The organism is Xanthomonas sp. (genome assembly GCF_017163755.1).
GTDB lineage: Bacteria > Pseudomonadota > Gammaproteobacteria > Xanthomonadales > Xanthomonadaceae > Xanthomonas_A.
The window spans coordinates 19,646-35,374 of the sequence record NZ_JAFIWC010000019.1; the positions used below are offsets into that span (position 1 = coordinate 19,646).

Here is a 15,729-nt window from a genome sequence, read left to right on the forward strand (position 1 = left end):
AATCGCATGGCAGTGCAAGTGCTGGTGGTGAAGGAATCGGCGAATGGCGAGCGGCGCGTGGCCGCGACCCCGGAGACGGTGAAGAAACTGGTCGCGCTGGGCGCGCAAGTGCATGTGGAGCCGGGCGCCGGCGCGGCGGCCGGCTTCGTCGATGCCGCCTATCTGGACGCCGGCGCGCAGCTGGCCGACGCGGCCACCCCGGCGCAGGCCGATCTGGTGCTGTGCGTGCAGCCGCTGCCGGTGGTGGCGCTGAACCAGCTCAAGCCCGCGGCCAGCGTGGTCGGCATCCTGCAGCCGCAGGCCGACCCGGCGCGCGCCGAGGCGATGCAGGCGCGGCAGATCGTCGCCTTCCCGCTGGAGCGGCTGCCGCGCACCACCCGCGCGCAGGCGATGGACGTGCTCAGTTCGCAGGCCGGCATGGCCGGCTACAAGGCCACGCTGATCGCCGCGCAGCTGGCGCCGCGCTTCTTCCCGATGCTGACCACCGCCGCCGGCACCATCCGTCCTTCGAAGGTGCTGATCGTCGGCGCCGGCGTCGCCGGCCTGCAGGCCATCGCCACCGCCAAGCGGCTGGGCGCGCAAGTGGAGGGCTTCGACGTGCGCCCGGAGACGCGCGAGCAGATCGAATCGCTGGGCGGCAAGTTCCTCGACCTGGGCGTCAGCGCCGCGGGCGAGGGCGGCTACGCGCGGCAGCTGACCGACGAGGAACGCGCCGAGCAGCAGCGGCGGCTGGCCGACCACCTGAAGAACATCGACGTGGTGGTGTGCACCGCGGCAGTGCCCGGCCGCCCGGCGCCGAAGATCCTGACCGCGACGATGGTCGACGGCATGAAGCCCGGCAGCGTGATCGTGGACCTGGCCGCCGAGACCGGCGGCAACTGCGAACTGACCCGCCCCGGCGAGACGATCGAACACGGTGGCGTGGTGGTGTCCGGCCCGCTGGACCTGGCCAGCATGGGCGCGGTGCATGCCAGCGAAATGTACGCGCGCAACGTGTACAACTTCGTCGCGTTGTTCCTCAAGGACGGCGCGCTGGCCTTCGACTGGGAAGACGAGCTGCTGGCCAAGACCCGCTGGAACGGCTGAGACCCGGCGCCGCACATGCCGCGCACGCCACGGCGCCGTTGGTCGATCGTCTCAAGCTCGGCGCGGGTCGCTGCGCCGCGGCAGGAAGGCGCCGGCAACCGGGCGCCCGCCGTTGCGGTGAGGTAGCGGCTTGATGCTCTGTGGGAGGGCTTCAGCCCCCGACAGCCTCCGAAGCCGGAACGTCCACCGCTACGCTCGTCGCGGTTGAAACCGCCCTACAAAAAGCCGCCGCGTGACTGGCTGGGTGCACTGTAGAGGGGCTTCAGCCCCGACACGCTCCGGCGCCGGCCGGCTTGCCGGCGCCGCGCATCGCGATCATGGCCGCCGCTACGGGAGCGGCCGATCGGCGCCCGGCGCGGGGACGTGGCGGGCGCTGTCGTCGCTGCCGGCATTGGCCTTGACCCACTCGCTGCGCTGCTGCGGGGTCATCGCCTTCCAGCGTACATGCAGCGTCTTGCGCTGCTCCGGCGTGAGCTGGCGCATGCGCTCGAACAGCACCCGCGCTTCCTCGCGCTGCTGCGGGCTCATGTCCTCGTAGCGGCGCGCGCCCTTGCGCGCGCGCGCGCGCTGCTCGGGCGTCATCGTCTGCCAGCGCTGCGCATGCTCGAACATCTTGCGGCGCTGCTGCGGCGATTCGTTCCAGCGCTGGCGTATCGGCGCGATCAGCAGTTCGCGCTGCTGCGCGCTCAGGTGTTCCCAGTCGGGCAGCGGCGGGCCTGCGTCGTCGGCCGGTGCTGGCGGCGGCGGGGGCGGCGGCGCGGCCAGCGCCAGCGGTGCCGCGCACAGCAGCGCCAGCAGCAGGGGGAAACGGGACAAGCGGTTCATCGTGTTCATTCCATCGCCAGCGAAGTTTCGGAGCCCAGCCACAGGTACAGGTCGGGATTTTCCTCCAGCATGCCGTCGCCGGCATCGGCGTCGCCTGCCGCCGCGGCCATGGCGACGGCCGGGTCGGCCGCCGCCGGCGTGGCCGCACCGGCGACGATCGGCGCCGCGGCGTCGGACTGCGGCAGCGCCGGACGCAGCAGCAGGTGCAGGCCGAACGCCGCGCCGAGCACCGCCGGCGTTGCGGCCAGCAGCCAGCCCCAGCGCCGCGGCGCGGACGCGGCATGCGCCTGGCCGGCGCCGTGGCGCGCGGCGCGCAGCCGCGCCAGCGTCTGCGGCGGCAGCGCCTGCAGCGAGGCCTGGTGCAGTTCGCGCATGCGCGCATCGAAGGCGGGGTTAACGGATTCGGGTTTCACCGGACATCCTCCAGTCGTTTCTGCAGCGCGTCGCGGGCGCGCGACAGATGGGTCTTCACCGAGCCTTCCGAGCAGCCCATCGCGCGCGCGGTGGTGGCCACGTCGAGCTCTTCGAGCACGCGCAGCGTGAACGCCTCGCGCTGGCGCGCCGGCAGTTCGCGCAGCGCCGCCACCAGATGCGCATGCGCCTGGCGCTGCTCGTGGCGCTGCGCCGGGTCCGGCCCCTGATCGGCCCAGTCCGGCTGGCTGTCCCCGTCGCGTTCGCCGCTCGGCGCCCAGAAGCGCAGGCGGAAACCGCGGCGGCGCTGCAGGTCGATGATGCGGGTGCGCAGGATGCTCCAGAACAGCGGCGTCCATTCCTGCGGCGGACGCTCGCGGTAGGCCAGCAGCTTGATCATCGCGTCCTGCACCGCGTCCAGCGCATCCTCGCGCTGGCGCAGCCCGGCCTCGGCGAAGCGGAACGCGCGCGGGCCGATCTCGGCCAGGAACGCATCCAGCGACACCGGCACGGGACGCGCGGGCGCATCGGTCGGTGGCGGGTCGAAGGCAGGGGTGCTCACCAGCACAGCTTAGCTTCCTGGCGCGGGGATGCCTCGATAACGCGCCGCCGCGGGCGCGGTTGACCGCCGCGGCGGCGATGGACGCTGCGGCGGCCGGCAATCGCGCATGGATTCAGCACGCGGTTATGATGCGGGCGGTCGGGCACGGCGCCCGGGGAGCTGAGAATGAGCGACGGTTTCGTAGCCTTGTACATCTTCATGCTGGCGGCCATCGCCGGCCATGTGATCATTTCGCGGGTGCCGGTGATCCTGCACACGCCGCTGATGTCCGGTTCCAACTTCATCCACGGCATCGTGCTGATCGGCGCGATGGTGGTGCTCGGCCACGCCGACACTACGCTGGAGAAGGCGGTGGGTTTCATCGCCGTGCTGCTCGGCGCGGGCAACGCCGCCGGCGGTTACGTGGTCACCGAGCGCATGCTGGAGATGTTCAAGTCCAGCAAGAAGCCGGAGTCCAAGCCGTGAGCCCGACCACCGCAGACGCGCTGTCGTGGCTGGTCAAGGTCAGCTACCTGGTGGCCGCCACCCTGTTCCTGCTCGGCCTGCAGCGCATGGCCTCGCCCAAGACCGCACGCAGCGGCATCCACTGGGCCGGCTTCGGCATGCTGCTGGCCACCGCGGCGACGTTCTTCCTGCCCGGCCTGCACAACCTGACCCTGATCCTGCTGGCGATCGTGATCGGCACCGGCGCGGCGTGGATCTCGGCCAAGAAGGTCGCCATCACCGACATGCCGCAGATGGTCGCGCTGTACAACGGCATGGGCGGCGGCTCGGCGGCGGCGATCGGCGCGGTGGAGCTGCTGCGCTTTTCGTTCCTGGCGCACCGCGACACCTCGCACTGGAGCGAGAGCGCGATCGCCGCGCTGGCCGCGCGCCAGCCCGATGCGACCACGCTGGCGCTGGCCATCGTCGGCTCGGCGATCGGCGCGATCTCGCTGTCCGGTTCGGTCGTCGCCTGGGCCAAGCTCGACGGGCGCCTGGACAAGCGCGTCACCTTCCCCGGCCAGCAGGCGTTCAACCTGCTGGTGTTCGTGGCGATGCTCGCGCTCGGCGCGTGGGCCGCGATCAGCCTCAGCCCGGTGGCGATCGTCGCCTTCTTCGTGGTGGCGCTGGCGCTGGGCGTGCTGATGACGCTGCCGATCGGCGGCGCCGACATGCCGGTGGTGATCTCGCTGTACAACGCCTTCACCGGCCTGGCGGTGGCCTTCGAGGGCTACGTGCTCGGCAACGAGGCGCTGATCATCGCCGGCATGATGGTCGGCGCGGCCGGCATCCTGCTGACCCGGCTGATGGCCAAGGCGATGAACCGGCCGATCAGCGGCGTGCTGTTCTCCAACTTCGGCGGCGGCGGTGCGCAGGCGCAGGAGATCGGCGGCGCGCAGAAGCCGATCGAGGCCGGCGACGTGGCGGCGATGATGGCCTACGCCGAGCGCGTGGTGATCGTGCCCGGCTACGGCATGGCGGTGGCGCAGGCGCAGCACAAGATCTGGGAGCTGGCGCAGCGGCTGATCGAGCGCGGGGTCAAGGTCAAGTTCGCGATCCACCCGGTGGCCGGGCGCATGCCCGGGCACATGAACGTGCTGCTGGCCGAGGCCGGCGTGCCCTACGACCTGATCGCCGACATGGACGACATCAATCCCGAGTTCGCCAACACCGACATATCGCTGGTGATCGGCGCCAACGACGTGGTCAACCCGGTGGCCAAGACCGACCCGGCCAGCCCGATCTACGGCATGCCGATCCTGGACGTGGTCAATTCGAAGAACACCATCGTGATCAAGCGCGGCAAGGGCACGGGCTTTGCCGGCATCGAGAACGCGCTGTTCTATGCCGACAACACCCGCATGCTCTACGGCGACGGCGCCGAGGCGGCCGGCGCGCTGGTCAGCGAGCTGAAGGCGCTGGACGGCGGGCACTGAGCCGGCGTCCGGCAATCGGCTCCGGCGAAGTATCGGTCGCGGCTGAAGCCGCTCCTACAGGGGTACGGGAGCACTGTAGGAGCGGCTTCAGCCGCGACCGCCGCCCTCAGCGCGCGCTGAAGTACGCCACGGCCAGGCCGATGCCCAGCCACAGCACGTCGCTGGGGCGGTTGGCCAGCACGGTCAGCGTCCACGCGTAGTGCGCGCCCATCTTCAGCGCCGAATCCCACGGGTCCAGGCCCATCACCGCGCCCATGTGCGCCGAGGCGATGCCCCAGTTGGCGGCGACGATCACCAGCACGGTGGCGGCCAGCGCCACGCCCACCCGCAGCGGGCCGGCGCGCAGCGTGCCCAGGCGCAGCATCCAGGCGATCTCCAGGGCGACGAAGATCGCCATCCAGCCGGCCTGGTGGCCCAGGCTCAGTGCGACCAGCATCCATCCGATCAGCGCGGTGATGCAGCCCAGGCACAGCAGCAAGGGCCATAGCCAGTGCGAGGTCCTGGCCGGCATGGAAGAGGGCGGCATTCGATGTTCCCGGAAAGTGGAGACAGGATACTCTCCGGCGCGCCGCCCGCGCACTCGGATAAACTGGCGCACTTGCACCGGCGGGGCACGGCCCCATATCGCCTCCATGTACTCACGCAGCAGCGAACCTGTCCAATTCGAACGCGATTGCGCGGCGGTGATGGTGCCGCAGGGCGACGCGGTGACCCTGCCTGCCGGCAGCTACGGCTACATCACCCAGGCGCTGGGCGGCAGCTACACGGTGTTCGTGGAGGGCAACCTGTTCCGCATCGCCGGCAAGGACGGCGATGCGATCGGCAAGGAGCCGGCGCCGGGGCTGGAACTGCCCGAAGATGCTGGCGACGAACAGGTCGAAGCGCTGATCTGGCAGCAGCTGCGCACCTGCTTCGACCCGGAGATCCCGTTCAACATCGTCGACCTGGGCCTGATCTACGAGGTCGACATGCACCCGCGCGACGACGGCCAGCGCACGGTCGAGGTGAAGATGACGCTGACCGCGCCGGGCTGCGGCATGGGCGAGATCCTGGTCGACGACGTGCGCAGCAAGCTGGAGATGATCCCGACCATCGCCGAGGCCGACGTCGAGCTGGTGTTCGATCCGCCGTGGGGCCGGCATATGATGTCCGAGGCCGCCCGCCTCGAAACCGGCATGCTCTGACCCGCTGCGCCCGGGCCCGGGTTTCGGGGAGCGGCGCCGCCGGTGCGTAGACTACGCAGCGGCCGCGGCCGTCCCTACGACTACCCACAGGAAAACCCGGTGTCCGTTACTGAGTCGTCTTCGAATTTCCGCCAGATCCGGTCCAGCGTCGCCCGCAGCGACGCCGAGCGCGCGCAGATCCTCGCCGCCCCGGGCTTCGGCAACTACTTCACCGACCACATGGTCGCGATCGAATGGGATCGCGAACAGGGCTGGCACGATGCGCAGGTGCGCCCCTACGGCCCGTTGCAGCTGGACCCGGCCGCGTCGGTGCTGCACTACGGCCAGGAGATCTTCGAGGGCATCAAGGCCTACCGCCATGCCGACGATTCGATCTGGACCTTCCGCCCGGCCGCCAACGGCAAGCGCCTGCAGCGCTCGGCGCAGCGCCTGGCGCTGCCGGAGCTGCCGGTGGAGCTGTTCGTCGAATCGCTGCGCCAGCTGATCGCGGTCGATGCCGCGTGGGTGCCGTCGGCGCCGGAGACCAGCCTGTACTTCCGCCCCTTCATGATCGCCAACGAGGCGTTCCTGGGCGTGCGCGCGGCGCAGAAGGCCGGCTACTACGTCATCGCCAGCCCGGCCGGCGCGTACTTCGCCAAGGGCGTGGCGCCGGTAGCGATCTGGCTGTCCACCGACTACGCGCGCGCGGCCAAGGGCGGCACCGGCGCGGCCAAGTGCGGCGGCAACTACGCCGCCTCGCTGCTGCCGCAGCAGCAGGCGCAGGCGCAGGGCTGCTCGCAGGTGCTGTTCCTGGACCCGGTCGAAGGCAAGTACCTGGAGGAGCTGGGCGGCATGAACGTGTTCCTGGTGATGCGCGACGGCAGCCTGGTGACCCCGGCGCTGTCCGGCAGCATCCTCGAGGGCATCACTCGCGACAGCATCCTGCAGCTGGCGCGCGATCGCGGCATGCAGGTGGTCGAGCGCCAGGTGACCATCGACGAATGGCGCGATGGCGTGGCCTCCGGCGAGATCGCCGAGATCTTCGCCTGCGGCACCGCGGCGGTGGTGACCCCGATCGGGCAGCTGAAGGGCAAGGACTTCTCGGTGGGCGACCTGACCGCGCCGGCCGGCCCGGTGACCCTGTCGCTGCGCCAGGAGCTGACCGACATCCAGTACGGCCGCGTGCCCGACCGCCACGGCTGGCTGCTGCGTCTGGACGCCTGAGCGGCGCAGGGAGATAGATGCCGCGGCGGATACTGCCGCCGCGGGCACCGCCCTGGCGCCTGCGACGTCCGCCGCCCGACGCGCGGCCCGGACTTGCCCACCATCCGTTCGCCGCCTGTGTCGCGCCGCTGCCGCCAGGCCGGCCATAACTACGTGATGCCGGCGGCGCGCCTGCAGGCGTGCCGCCATGCGTTCGGGGCAGCGGTGCGCTAGTCCGAACCTGATCGTGGCCCGCTCTGTGCCTCCAGCCAACCGATGTCCCGCATCGGTCGCGAAGCGTCAATTCCTGTCTCTCGGGTGGCGTCGCCGTGGCGCAGCGCAGCGCCAGGCGTGCAATAACCGGCTGAACGCCGTTGATGGACGTCACGGAACGGCGTTTTGGACGACGGATTTCCTAGCGGCAGGCCTCCGTACGCCATTGTATTGACCTGCGCAATTGACTAGGTTCGATGAACGGACGGCAACAGGGGGCTGGTCCGGCCTCTCGGCTTGATGCTGCGTTCAGCCCTGCGCCGAACGCATCGTCGCCGAACTATCGCCGCTTCGCGGCCATTCAACGATAAGGAAGTTCCGATGTCCGATATTTCGCAACGTCGTTCGCGTCAGCGCACGTGGCTGGTGGTGGTGGGCGCGTCGGCACTGAGCTCGCTGCTGCTGGCGACCCCGGCATTCGCCGGCGAGGTCAACCTGTCCGGCCTGTCCTCCGAACCCACCGTGCAGCGTTTCATCGTCAAGTACCGCGATGGCAGCGCCGAACGGGCGGCGCCGTCGTCGCTGCAGCGCGCGCTCACGTCCGCCGCGGCCGCGGTGCCGGGCAAGAGCGGCCGCGCGCTTGGCCTGACCTCGCTGCGGCGCCTGGCGATCGGCCCGGAAGTGGTCAAGGCCGACCGCCCGCTCGACCGTGCCGAGGCCGAGACGCTGATGCGCCGGCTCGCCGCCGACCCGAGCGTGGAATACGTCGAGGTCGACCAGCGCATGACCGCCACGCTGACCCCCAACGACCCCAGCCTGTCCTCGCAGTGGGCATTCGGCACCGGCACCGCCGGCATCAACGTGCGCCCGGCTTGGGACCAGGCCACCGGCACCGGCGTGGTGGTGGCGGTGATCGACACCGGCATCACCAACCATGCCGATCTCAACGCCAACATCCTGCCCGGCTACGACTTCATCAGCGACACCTTCGTCTCGCGCGACGGCGACGGCCGCGACGCCAACCCGGCCGACGAGGGCGACTGGAACCCGGTGGCCAACGAGTGCTACAGCGGTTCGCCGGTGACCAATTCCAGCTGGCACGGCACCCACGTGGCCGGCACCGTGGCCGCGCAGACCAACAACGCGGTCGGCGTGGCCGGCACCGCGTTCGGCGCCAAGGTGCTGCCGGTGCGCGTGCTGGGCCGCTGCGGCGGCTACACCTCCGACATCGCCGATGCGATCGTCTGGGCCTCCGGCGGCTCGGTCAGCGGGGTTCCCGCCAACACCACCCCGGCCGAGGTGATCAACATGTCGCTCGGCGGCGGCGGCACCTGCTCGACCACCTACCAGAACGCGATCAACGGCGCGGTGGGCCGCGGCACCACGGTGGTGGTGGCGGCGGGCAACAGCGCCGCGAACGTGTCCGGCTCGGTGCCGGCGAACTGCGCCAACGTGATCGCGGTGGCGGCCACCACCTCCTCGCGCGCCAAGGCGAGCTACTCGAACTACGGCGCCGGCATCGACATCTCCGCCCCGGGCTCGAGCATCCTGTCCACGCTCAATTCCGGCACCACCACGCCGGGCAGCGCCAGCTACGCGTCCTACAACGGCACCTCGATGGCGGCCCCGCACGTGGCCGGCGTGGTCGCGCTGATGCAGTCGGTCGCGCCGTCGCCGCTGACCCCGGCGCAGGTCGAGACGACGATCAAGAACACCGCCGCCAGCTTCTCGTGCTCGCAGGGATGCGGTTCGGGCCTGCTCGACGCCAACGCCGCGGTGACCTCGGCGCTGGGCGGCGGCGGTCCCGGCCCCGGCCCCGGCAACCAGTTGCAGGACGGCGTGCCGGTCACCGGGCTGGGCGCCAGCAGCGGCGCCGAACTGAACTACACGGTGGCGGTGCCGGCCGGGGTCGGTTCGCTGAGCGTGACCATCGCCGGCGGCAGCGGCGATGCCGACCTGTACGTGCGTTTCGGCAGCGCGCCGACCGACACCACCTACGGCTGCCGTCCGTACCTCAACGGCAACAACGAGACCTGCACCTTCAACGCGCCCAGCGCCGGCACGTACTACGTGCGGGTCAAGGCGTACAGCACGTTCTCGGGCGTGACCCTGACCGCGAACTACTGAGCGCGCCGCAGGGCGATACGCCCTGATCGCGCCAGCCACGGCCCCGCGTTCCGGCGCGGGGCTTTTTTTGCGCCGGCGCCGGCCGCGCCTACTCGCACAGGTCGCAGGCGCGCGCCTGCAGCGCGTCCAGCACCTGCTCGGCGGCCATCTCCAGCAGCAGCCCGCGCTGACCGGCGTTGAACCACACGCTGCTTGCGCCCAGCGCCGCGCGCTCGATCAGCACCGGCGCGGGCCGCTGCTGGCCCAGCGGGCTGATGCCGCCGACCTTGTAGCCGGTGCGGCGCTCGGCCTCGGCCACCTCCATCATCCGTGCCGACTTGCCGCCCGCGGCGGCGGCGAGCTTCTTCAGCTGCACGCGGCGGTCGGACGGGACCACCACGCATACCGCGCGGCTGTCGACCCACGCCATCAGGCTCTTGAGCACCCGCTCCGGCGGCAGGCCGAGCGCCTGCGCGGCCTGCAGGCCCTTCGCGCCGGCCTCGGCCTCGTAGTCGTAGGGGTGCAGCCGATAGGCGACGCCGGCCGCGTCCAGTGCCCGGGTCGCGCGGGTGGCCTTGGACATCGCGGCTCAGGCGGCTTCGAAACGGTTGGCCGCCACGTTCTTGCGCACCTTCTGCGGATCCCAGATCCGGCCGTTCATCGCGATGTAGACCCCGGCCGGCAGCGACTGCACCGCGCCGACTGCGCAGCCGATGTTGAACTCCGCGTCCGAGCCGCGGAAGCGCGCCGGGTTCAGCGCGCCGGTCATCACGATGGTCTTGTCCGGAATCGTCTTCAGCACCTGCCCGGTCTGCACCATCGAATCGGTGCCGTGGGTGATCAGCACGTGGCGCGCCGACTGCGCGGCCACGGTGGCGCGGATCAGTTCGCGGTCTTCGTCGGTGATGTGCAACGAGTCCTTGCGGATGATCGGAATCACGGTGAAGCGGAAGGTCACGCCCAGTTCCTTGAGGATCTGGCCGATCTGCGGATCGCCGATCTGGTAGTCGGACTTGTCGTCGAAGTAGATCTTGTCGATCGTGCCGCCGGTGGTGACGATCAGGAGTTCTTCCATTGCCGGTTCCTAGTGCATGACGGAGCGCCGCTGCGGCGGCGCGAGGCCGCCATGATACGGCGTGGGCCAGGGCCGGCGCCTCGCCGCCGAGAAGCCGCGTCTGCCGGGCCGCGCGCCGTCGCTTGCGCCAAGCCAAGGGTTCCGGCGGCTAACCGCGCTTGCGGCCGAAGCGCGCGCGCACGCCGGGCGCGCTGGACAGGCCGATCGCCAGCAGCGCCAGCAGCAGCTCCGCCCACGCGTAGAGCCGCTGCGGCGGATGGCTCCAGGCGGTCATTACCCCGTGGCTGAACCAGAACAGCCCGAACACGCCGGCCCAGAAGCGCGCCACTGCCGAGCCGCGGAACACGCCGATCGCCATCAGCAACGGCGGCAGCGCGAACACCAGCAGCGCGGCGAGGCGGTGGCGGTCGTCGTGGAACCAGGCCGCGTACAGCGCGACCAGCGCCAGCAGGGTCGCCACCAGGGCGTAGCGCAGGCGCGCCCCGCTCATGGCTGCGCCAGCCGTTGCGCGATGCCGGCCAGGCGGCGGCCCAGCGCGCGCGCCAGGTGCGCTTCCTCGTCGCTGGGTTGCGGGTCGTCGTCGGCGCCGGCGACATGGCTGGCGCCGTAGGGGGTGCCGCCGCTGCGCGTGCTGCTGAGCATCGGCTCGGTGTAGGGGATGCCGACGATCACGCAGCCGTGGTGGAGCAGCGGGATGTGCATCGACAGCAGCGTCGCTTCCTGCCCGCCGTGCAGCGACGCGGTGGAGGTGAACACCGCCGCCGGCTTGCCGGCGAGCGTGCCGCTGGCCCATTCGGCGCCCAGGCCGTCGATGAAGTGCTTGACCGGCGCGGCCATGTTGCCGAAACGGGTGGGGCTGCCCAGGGCCAGGCCGACGCAGTCGCGCAGGTCGTCGGCGTCCACGTACGGCGCGCCGCTGTCGGGCACCGGCGGGGCGCTGGCCTGGGTCACCGCCGCCACCGGCGGCAGCGTGCGCAGGCGCGCGCCCATTCCGGGCACTTCGCCGATGCCGCGCGCGATCTGCCGCGCCAGCCGCGCCACCGATCCGCCGCGGCTGTAGTACAGGACCAGGATCTCGGCCATGCGGCCCTCTTGCGCTGGAAACGGCGCCCAGTATCGGCGATGCCGGGCATCGCGCGCATCGGGTACCCTTGCCCGATGCAGCCACTGGACACGCTCAATCACTGGATGGAACGGGTACGCGACCGCGCCCGCGTCACCAGCTTCGCGCGGTTCCTGTGGCGGCGCTTCCTCGACGACCGCCTGTTTCAGGCCGCCGGTTCGCTGGCCTACACCACGGTGTTCGCGCTGGTGCCGCTGGCGATGGTGGTGTTCGGCGTGCTGTCGGCGTTCCCGGTGTTCGACCGCTGGAGCGACCAGCTCAGCGACTACGTGTTCTCCAACTTCGTGCCCAGCGCCGCGCGCGCGGTGGAGACCTACCTGCGGCAGTTCTCGGCCAGCGCCAAGGAACTGACCGCGGCCGGCGTGATCGCGCTGATGGTGTCGCTGCTGATCACCTTGAACAGCGTCGAGCAGACCTTCAACCGCATCTGGCGGGTGGCCTCGGCACGCCCGCGTTTCACCCGCTTCCTGGTGTACTGGACCGTGCTGACGCTGGGCGCGTTCCTCGCCGCCGCGTCGCTGGCGATGTCGGCGCGGTTCTTCGCCCTGCCGCTGTTCAAGACCACCGAAGGCCGGCTGCTGGCGCAGCTGGCGCTGGGCCTGGCGCCGGTGCTGATCGAGTTCGCCTGCATCGTGCTGGTGTACCGGGTGGTGCCGCACCACACGGTCAAGCTGCGCCACGCGGTGCCCGGCGCGCTGCTGGCGGTGGCGCTGCTGGAGCTGGTGAAGGGGGGGCTGAGCCTGTACCTGGGCAGCTTCCAGTCCTACCAGCGCATCTACGGCACGGTGGCGTTCGTGCCGATCTTCCTGCTGTGGACCTACCTGAGCTGGGTCGGGATACTGCTCGGCGCCTCGCTGTCGTCGTCGATCTCCGCGTACCGCTACCAGCCGGCGGCGATGCGCCTGCCGGCCGGCTACGAACTGTACGGCCTGCTGCGCCTGCTCGGCCGTTTCGCGCAGGCGCGGCGCGAAGGGCGCGGGCTGCGCGAAGACCAGATCCTGCAACTGGAGCCGATGCTGACCGACTCGCTGGTGCAGGAACTGCTGTGCGAACTGGAAAGCATCCGCCTGCTCAGTTTCAGCGAGCGCGGCGAGTGGCTGCTGTCGCGCGACCTGCACGATGTGCCGCTGACCGAACTGTACGAGAATTGCCAGCTGCGCATTCCCATCGCCGAAGCCTACCTGCCGTGCCGCGACGATGCGCTGGGACAGGCCGCGTCCCGCGCGCTGGACGAACTGCGCATGCCGCTGCGCGACGTGCTGAAACGGCGCGTCGGCGACCTCTACCCCGATACCGGAGACACCGCATGACCCCGCGCATCCTGCTCCCGCTGCTCGCCGTCGCGGCGCTGCTGTGCGCCTGCGAGCGCCAGCCGCCGGCCGGCTCCGCCGCGCCGGCCGACGCATCGTCCCCGGCTCCGGCCGCGCCGCCGGCTGCCGCGCCGCCGGCCACGCCCGCTGCGCCGGAAACCCCGGCGGTGGTGCAGGAGACCCGCCCGCAGCCGTCGCTGAAGATGAAGGCGGTGGACGGCAGCGACTACGATCTGGCCGCGCATCGCGGGCAGTGGGTAGTGGTGAACTTCTGGGCCACCTGGTGCGCGCCGTGCCTGAAGGAGATGCCGGAGCTGTCGGCGCTGCACGTGATGCGCGACAACATCGAGGTGGTGGGCCTGGCCTACGAGGATATCGAGCCGGCTGACATGCAGGCCTTCCTGAAGGAGCATCCGGTGGCCTATCCGGTGGTGATCGTCGACACCTACGCCCCGCCGGCCGACTTCGCCACCCCGCGCGGGCTGCCAATGACCTATCTGATCGACCCGGACGGCAAGCTGAGCAAGCAGTTCCTGGGCCCGGTCACCGCGCACGACATCGAGGCGGCGATCGCCGCCGGCGGCGGCCAGGCGGGCGGCAGGGCGAAGGCCGCGGGCTGATGGCGGCGGCGCGGTTCCTGGTCAGCGGCCGGGTGCAGGGCGTGTTCTTCCGCGCCTCGACCCGCGAGCGCGCGCAGGCGCTGGGGCTGGACGGGTACGCGCGGAACCTGGCCGACGGCCGCGTCGAGGTAGTTGCCGCTGGCGAGGCTGCGGCGCTGGAGACGCTGGCGCAATGGCTGCAGCACGGCCCGCCGGCGGCGCGGGTCGTGCAGGTGTCGCGCGAGCCATGGCCGGAGCCGGTGGCGGCCGGCTTCGCGATCGGTTAAAGCCGGAATCTTGGGAATCCACACGCGCATGCGGCTGCAGAAGGGGTTGCAATCCGGCCGCGTCTTTACGGAGACGTCCGGTCGCGGCTGAAGCCGCTCCTACAGAAAACCATTGCAGCGTCAGGTGCGGGCTGCATCATCGAGTCCCGAGTCCCGAACCCGGCTTCACCCCAGATACGGCGCGATCGGTTCAAGCACCCCGAACTTCTCCTTGCGCGGCTTGTGCGGCAACGGCGGCAGTTCCAGCGCCGGTTCTTGCACGCGGGTGTCCGGCAGCTGGTCGAGCAGGTGCCGGATCAGGGTGAGCCGGCCGCGCTTCTGGTCGTTGAAATCGACCAGCGTCCACGGCGCATGCGTGCGGTGGGTGGCGTCCAGCATCGCTTCGCGGGCGCGGGTGTAGTCGGCGTACTGCGCGCGCGACTGCAGGTCGATCGGCGACAGCTTCCAGCCCTTCAACGGATCCTCCAGGCGCTCGGCGAAGCGCTTTTCCTGCTGCGCCTGGTCCACGCACAGCCAGTACTTGAACAGGCGGATGCCGTCGTCGACCAGCATCTGCTCGAACAGCGGCGCCTGGCGCAGGAAGGCGTGATAGTCGGCATCGCTACAGTAACCCATCACCCGCTCGACCCCGGCGCGGTTGTACCAGCTGCGGTCCATCAGCACGATCTCGCCGGCCGCCGGCAGATGCGCCACATGGCGCTGGAAGTACCACTGCGTGCTCTCGCGGTCGGTGGGCTTGGGCAGCGCCACCCCCCGGCACTGGCGCGGGTTCAGGTGCTCGGCGATGGCCTGGATCGCGCCGCCCTTGCCGGCGGTGTCGCGGCCTTCGAACAGCACCAGCACGCGCCCGCCGGTATGCCGCAGCCACTGCGCCAGTTCGATCAGCTCCAGCTGCAGCGGCTGCATCAACGCCAGATAGTCCTTGCGCCGCAGCTTGTTCATTTGCGGCGCCCGCGCTGGCCGGCCATGCTGCGCGCCACTTCCAGCAACGCGCCCTGCTGGCGCGGGTCCAGCTCGCGGTAGGCCTGCAGCAGGCCGTGCTCGCCGCGGGTGCGGGCCGGGTCGAGCTGGCTGGCCAGCTCGCCGAGCAGCGCGCCGGCGGGAACGCCGAAGGCGCGCGCCAGCGCGTTGAGCTGGTCGCGGCCGGGCATCTTCTCCCCGGCCAGCCAGGCCTTCACCGTGGCCGCGCCGGCGCGCGGGATGGCCGCGGCGATATCGGCGGCGGTCATGCCGCTGGCCTTGGCCAGCAGGCGCAGCGTGGTATCCAGCGACATCGGGGCTCCCAGGGTCATTCCTTTAGGCGCGGGCGCAAGGTGGCCAGGTTGCATGGCCGGGTGCGCGCGTCCAGCTGCGCGGCGACGATCTTTTCCCATGCCGTGCGGCAGGCCGAGGTGGAGCCCGGCAGGCAGAACAGGAAGGTGGCGTTGGCCAGGCCGGCGAAGGCGCGCGACTGCAGCGACGAGGTGCCGATCTCCTCGAAGCTGATCGCGCGGAACAGTTCGCCGAAGCCGGGCATCTGCTTGTCCAGCAACGGCAGCAGCGCTTCGGGGGTGGAGTCGCGGCCGGTGAAGCCGGTGCCGCCGGTGACCAGGATGCCGTCGGCCTGCGGATCGGCGATCCATGCCGACACCACCGCGCGCATCCGGTAGCGGTCGTCGGGCAGCAGTTCGCGCGCGTACAGGCGGTGGCCGGCCTCGCCGAGCGCAGACACCAGGTAGTCGCCGGAACTGTCTTCGGCCAGGCTGCGCGTATCGGACACGGTCAGCACGCACAGGTTCAATGCAATGAAATCGGCTTTGGCGCTCATGCCCGCAGCCTAGCGGCTCGTCCGGCCGGCGTACAGCGCG

General features: G+C 70.9%; 20 protein-coding genes. 9 read left to right on the forward strand and 11 right to left on the reverse strand.

The features are described from left to right. Positions 1-6 precede the first annotated feature (6 nt). Positions 7-1,086 carry an NAD(P) transhydrogenase subunit alpha gene (locus tag JR065_RS13575; RefSeq protein ID WP_206234796.1) on the forward strand — a complete coding sequence of 360 codons (1,080 nt, stop codon included), beginning with the start codon at positions 7-9 and terminating at the stop codon, positions 1,084-1,086. A gap of 327 nt (positions 1,087-1,413) precedes the next feature. On the opposite strand, the gene JR065_RS13580 is transcribed toward JR065_RS13575, so the two are convergent. Genes JR065_RS13580 through JR065_RS13590 form a run of 3 tightly spaced genes read right to left on the reverse strand, consistent with a single transcriptional unit; the run spans position 1,414 to position 2,890 of the window. Then, the gene (locus JR065_RS13580; protein ID WP_206234797.1) at positions 1,414-1,911 is read right to left on the reverse strand and encodes a DUF3106 domain-containing protein; all 498 of its coding nucleotides are present in this window, start codon (positions 1,909-1,911) and stop codon (positions 1,414-1,416) included. Between the two features lie 5 nt (positions 1,912-1,916). Next, a complete protein-coding gene (locus JR065_RS13585; protein ID WP_429001870.1) occupies positions 1,917-2,324 on the reverse strand; it encodes a hypothetical protein in 408 nt (135 codons plus the stop codon). Beyond that, positions 2,321-2,890 carry an RNA polymerase sigma factor gene (locus tag JR065_RS13590; RefSeq protein WP_206234799.1) on the reverse strand — a complete coding sequence of 190 codons (570 nt, stop codon included), beginning with the start codon at positions 2,888-2,890 and terminating at the stop codon, positions 2,321-2,323. The genes JR065_RS13585 and JR065_RS13590 overlap by 4 nt, the downstream gene beginning before the upstream one ends. Before the next feature lie 159 nt (positions 2,891-3,049). Here JR065_RS13590 and JR065_RS13595 point away from each other — a divergent pair, with 159 nt between their 5' ends. Together JR065_RS13595 and JR065_RS13600 are read left to right on the forward strand one after the other, a co-directional pair. Continuing rightward, complete coding sequence (locus tag JR065_RS13595; protein WP_206234800.1) at positions 3,050-3,349, forward strand: NAD(P) transhydrogenase subunit alpha; 300 nt, start codon at positions 3,050-3,052, stop codon at positions 3,347-3,349. Next, positions 3,346-4,803 carry an NAD(P)(+) transhydrogenase (Re/Si-specific) subunit beta gene (locus JR065_RS13600; protein ID WP_206234801.1) on the forward strand — a complete coding sequence of 486 codons (1,458 nt, stop codon included), beginning with the start codon at positions 3,346-3,348 and terminating at the stop codon, positions 4,801-4,803. The genes JR065_RS13595 and JR065_RS13600 overlap by 4 nt, the downstream gene beginning before the upstream one ends. A 106-nt stretch (positions 4,804-4,909) precedes the next feature. On the opposite strand, the gene JR065_RS13605 is transcribed toward JR065_RS13600, so the two are convergent. Beyond that, positions 4,910-5,329 carry a hypothetical protein gene (locus JR065_RS13605; protein ID WP_206234802.1) on the reverse strand — a complete coding sequence of 140 codons (420 nt, stop codon included), beginning with the start codon at positions 5,327-5,329 and terminating at the stop codon, positions 4,910-4,912. Positions 5,330-5,435: 106 nt separating this feature from the next. Between JR065_RS13605 and sufT the strand changes: the two genes are divergently transcribed. The 3 genes from sufT to JR065_RS13620 all read left to right on the forward strand — a co-directional run bounded on the left by sufT (position 5,436) and on the right by JR065_RS13620 (position 9,509). Then, the gene (gene sufT / locus JR065_RS13610) at positions 5,436-5,987 is read left to right on the forward strand and encodes a putative Fe-S cluster assembly protein SufT (RefSeq protein ID WP_206234804.1); all 552 of its coding nucleotides are present in this window, start codon (positions 5,436-5,438) and stop codon (positions 5,985-5,987) included. A 135-nt stretch (positions 5,988-6,122) separates the two neighbouring features. After that, positions 6,123-7,190, forward strand: a complete 1,068-nt coding sequence (locus JR065_RS13615) for a branched-chain amino acid aminotransferase (protein WP_429001871.1) — start codon at positions 6,123-6,125, stop codon at positions 7,188-7,190. A gap of 573 nt (positions 7,191-7,763) precedes the next feature. Further along, positions 7,764-9,509 (forward strand): S8 family peptidase, encoded by a 1,746-nt coding sequence (locus tag JR065_RS13620; protein ID WP_206234807.1) that lies wholly within the window; start codon positions 7,764-7,766, stop codon positions 9,507-9,509. An 88-nt stretch (positions 9,510-9,597) separates the two neighbouring features. Here the strand turns inward: JR065_RS13620 and ybaK are convergent, their stop codons facing one another. The 4 genes from ybaK to wrbA form a co-directional block, all read right to left on the reverse strand. After that, complete coding sequence (gene ybaK, locus JR065_RS13625) at positions 9,598-10,071, reverse strand: Cys-tRNA(Pro) deacylase (protein ID WP_206234808.1); 474 nt, start codon at positions 10,069-10,071, stop codon at positions 9,598-9,600. A 6-nt stretch (positions 10,072-10,077) separates the two neighbouring features. Then, complete coding sequence (locus JR065_RS13630; protein ID WP_206234809.1) at positions 10,078-10,563, reverse strand: asparaginase domain-containing protein; 486 nt, start codon at positions 10,561-10,563, stop codon at positions 10,078-10,080. A gap of 148 nt (positions 10,564-10,711) precedes the next feature. Then, complete coding sequence (locus JR065_RS13635; protein ID WP_206234810.1) at positions 10,712-11,053, reverse strand: DUF2069 domain-containing protein; 342 nt, start codon at positions 11,051-11,053, stop codon at positions 10,712-10,714. Next, entirely contained in the window at positions 11,050-11,646 is a 597-nt protein-coding gene (gene wrbA, locus JR065_RS13640) for an NAD(P)H:quinone oxidoreductase (RefSeq protein ID WP_206234811.1), read from the reverse strand. Before wrbA ends, JR065_RS13635 begins: the two co-directional genes overlap by 4 nt. A gap of 75 nt (positions 11,647-11,721) precedes the next feature. Between wrbA and JR065_RS13645 the strand changes: the two genes are divergently transcribed. Genes JR065_RS13645 through JR065_RS13655 form a run of 3 tightly spaced genes read left to right on the forward strand, consistent with a single transcriptional unit; the run spans position 11,722 to position 13,882 of the window. Then, positions 11,722-12,996, forward strand: coding sequence for a YihY family inner membrane protein (locus JR065_RS13645; RefSeq protein ID WP_206234812.1), 1,275 nt, complete (start codon positions 11,722-11,724; stop codon positions 12,994-12,996). Next, the gene (locus JR065_RS13650) at positions 12,993-13,616 is read left to right on the forward strand and encodes a TlpA family protein disulfide reductase (RefSeq protein WP_206234813.1); all 624 of its coding nucleotides are present in this window, start codon (positions 12,993-12,995) and stop codon (positions 13,614-13,616) included. The genes JR065_RS13645 and JR065_RS13650 overlap by 4 nt, the downstream gene beginning before the upstream one ends. Continuing rightward, positions 13,616-13,882: an acylphosphatase gene (locus JR065_RS13655; RefSeq protein ID WP_206234815.1), complete on the forward strand. Its 267-nt coding sequence runs from the start codon at positions 13,616-13,618 to the stop codon at positions 13,880-13,882. Before JR065_RS13650 ends, JR065_RS13655 begins: the two co-directional genes overlap by 1 nt. Before the next feature lie 165 nt (positions 13,883-14,047). Here JR065_RS13655 and ppk2 read toward each other — a convergent pair whose 3' ends face one another. Genes ppk2 through moaB form a run of 3 tightly spaced genes read right to left on the reverse strand, consistent with a single transcriptional unit; the run spans position 14,048 to position 15,689 of the window. Further along, a complete protein-coding gene (gene ppk2 / locus JR065_RS13660) occupies positions 14,048-14,824 on the reverse strand; it encodes a polyphosphate kinase 2 (protein WP_206234816.1) in 777 nt (258 codons plus the stop codon). Then, positions 14,821-15,156: a helix-turn-helix domain-containing protein gene (locus JR065_RS13665; protein WP_206234817.1), complete on the reverse strand. Its 336-nt coding sequence runs from the start codon at positions 15,154-15,156 to the stop codon at positions 14,821-14,823. Before JR065_RS13665 ends, ppk2 begins: the two co-directional genes overlap by 4 nt. 14 nt (positions 15,157-15,170) lie before the next feature. Then, complete coding sequence (gene moaB / locus JR065_RS13670) at positions 15,171-15,689, reverse strand: molybdenum cofactor biosynthesis protein B (protein ID WP_206234818.1); 519 nt, start codon at positions 15,687-15,689, stop codon at positions 15,171-15,173. Between the last annotated feature and the right edge of the window lie 40 nt (positions 15,690-15,729).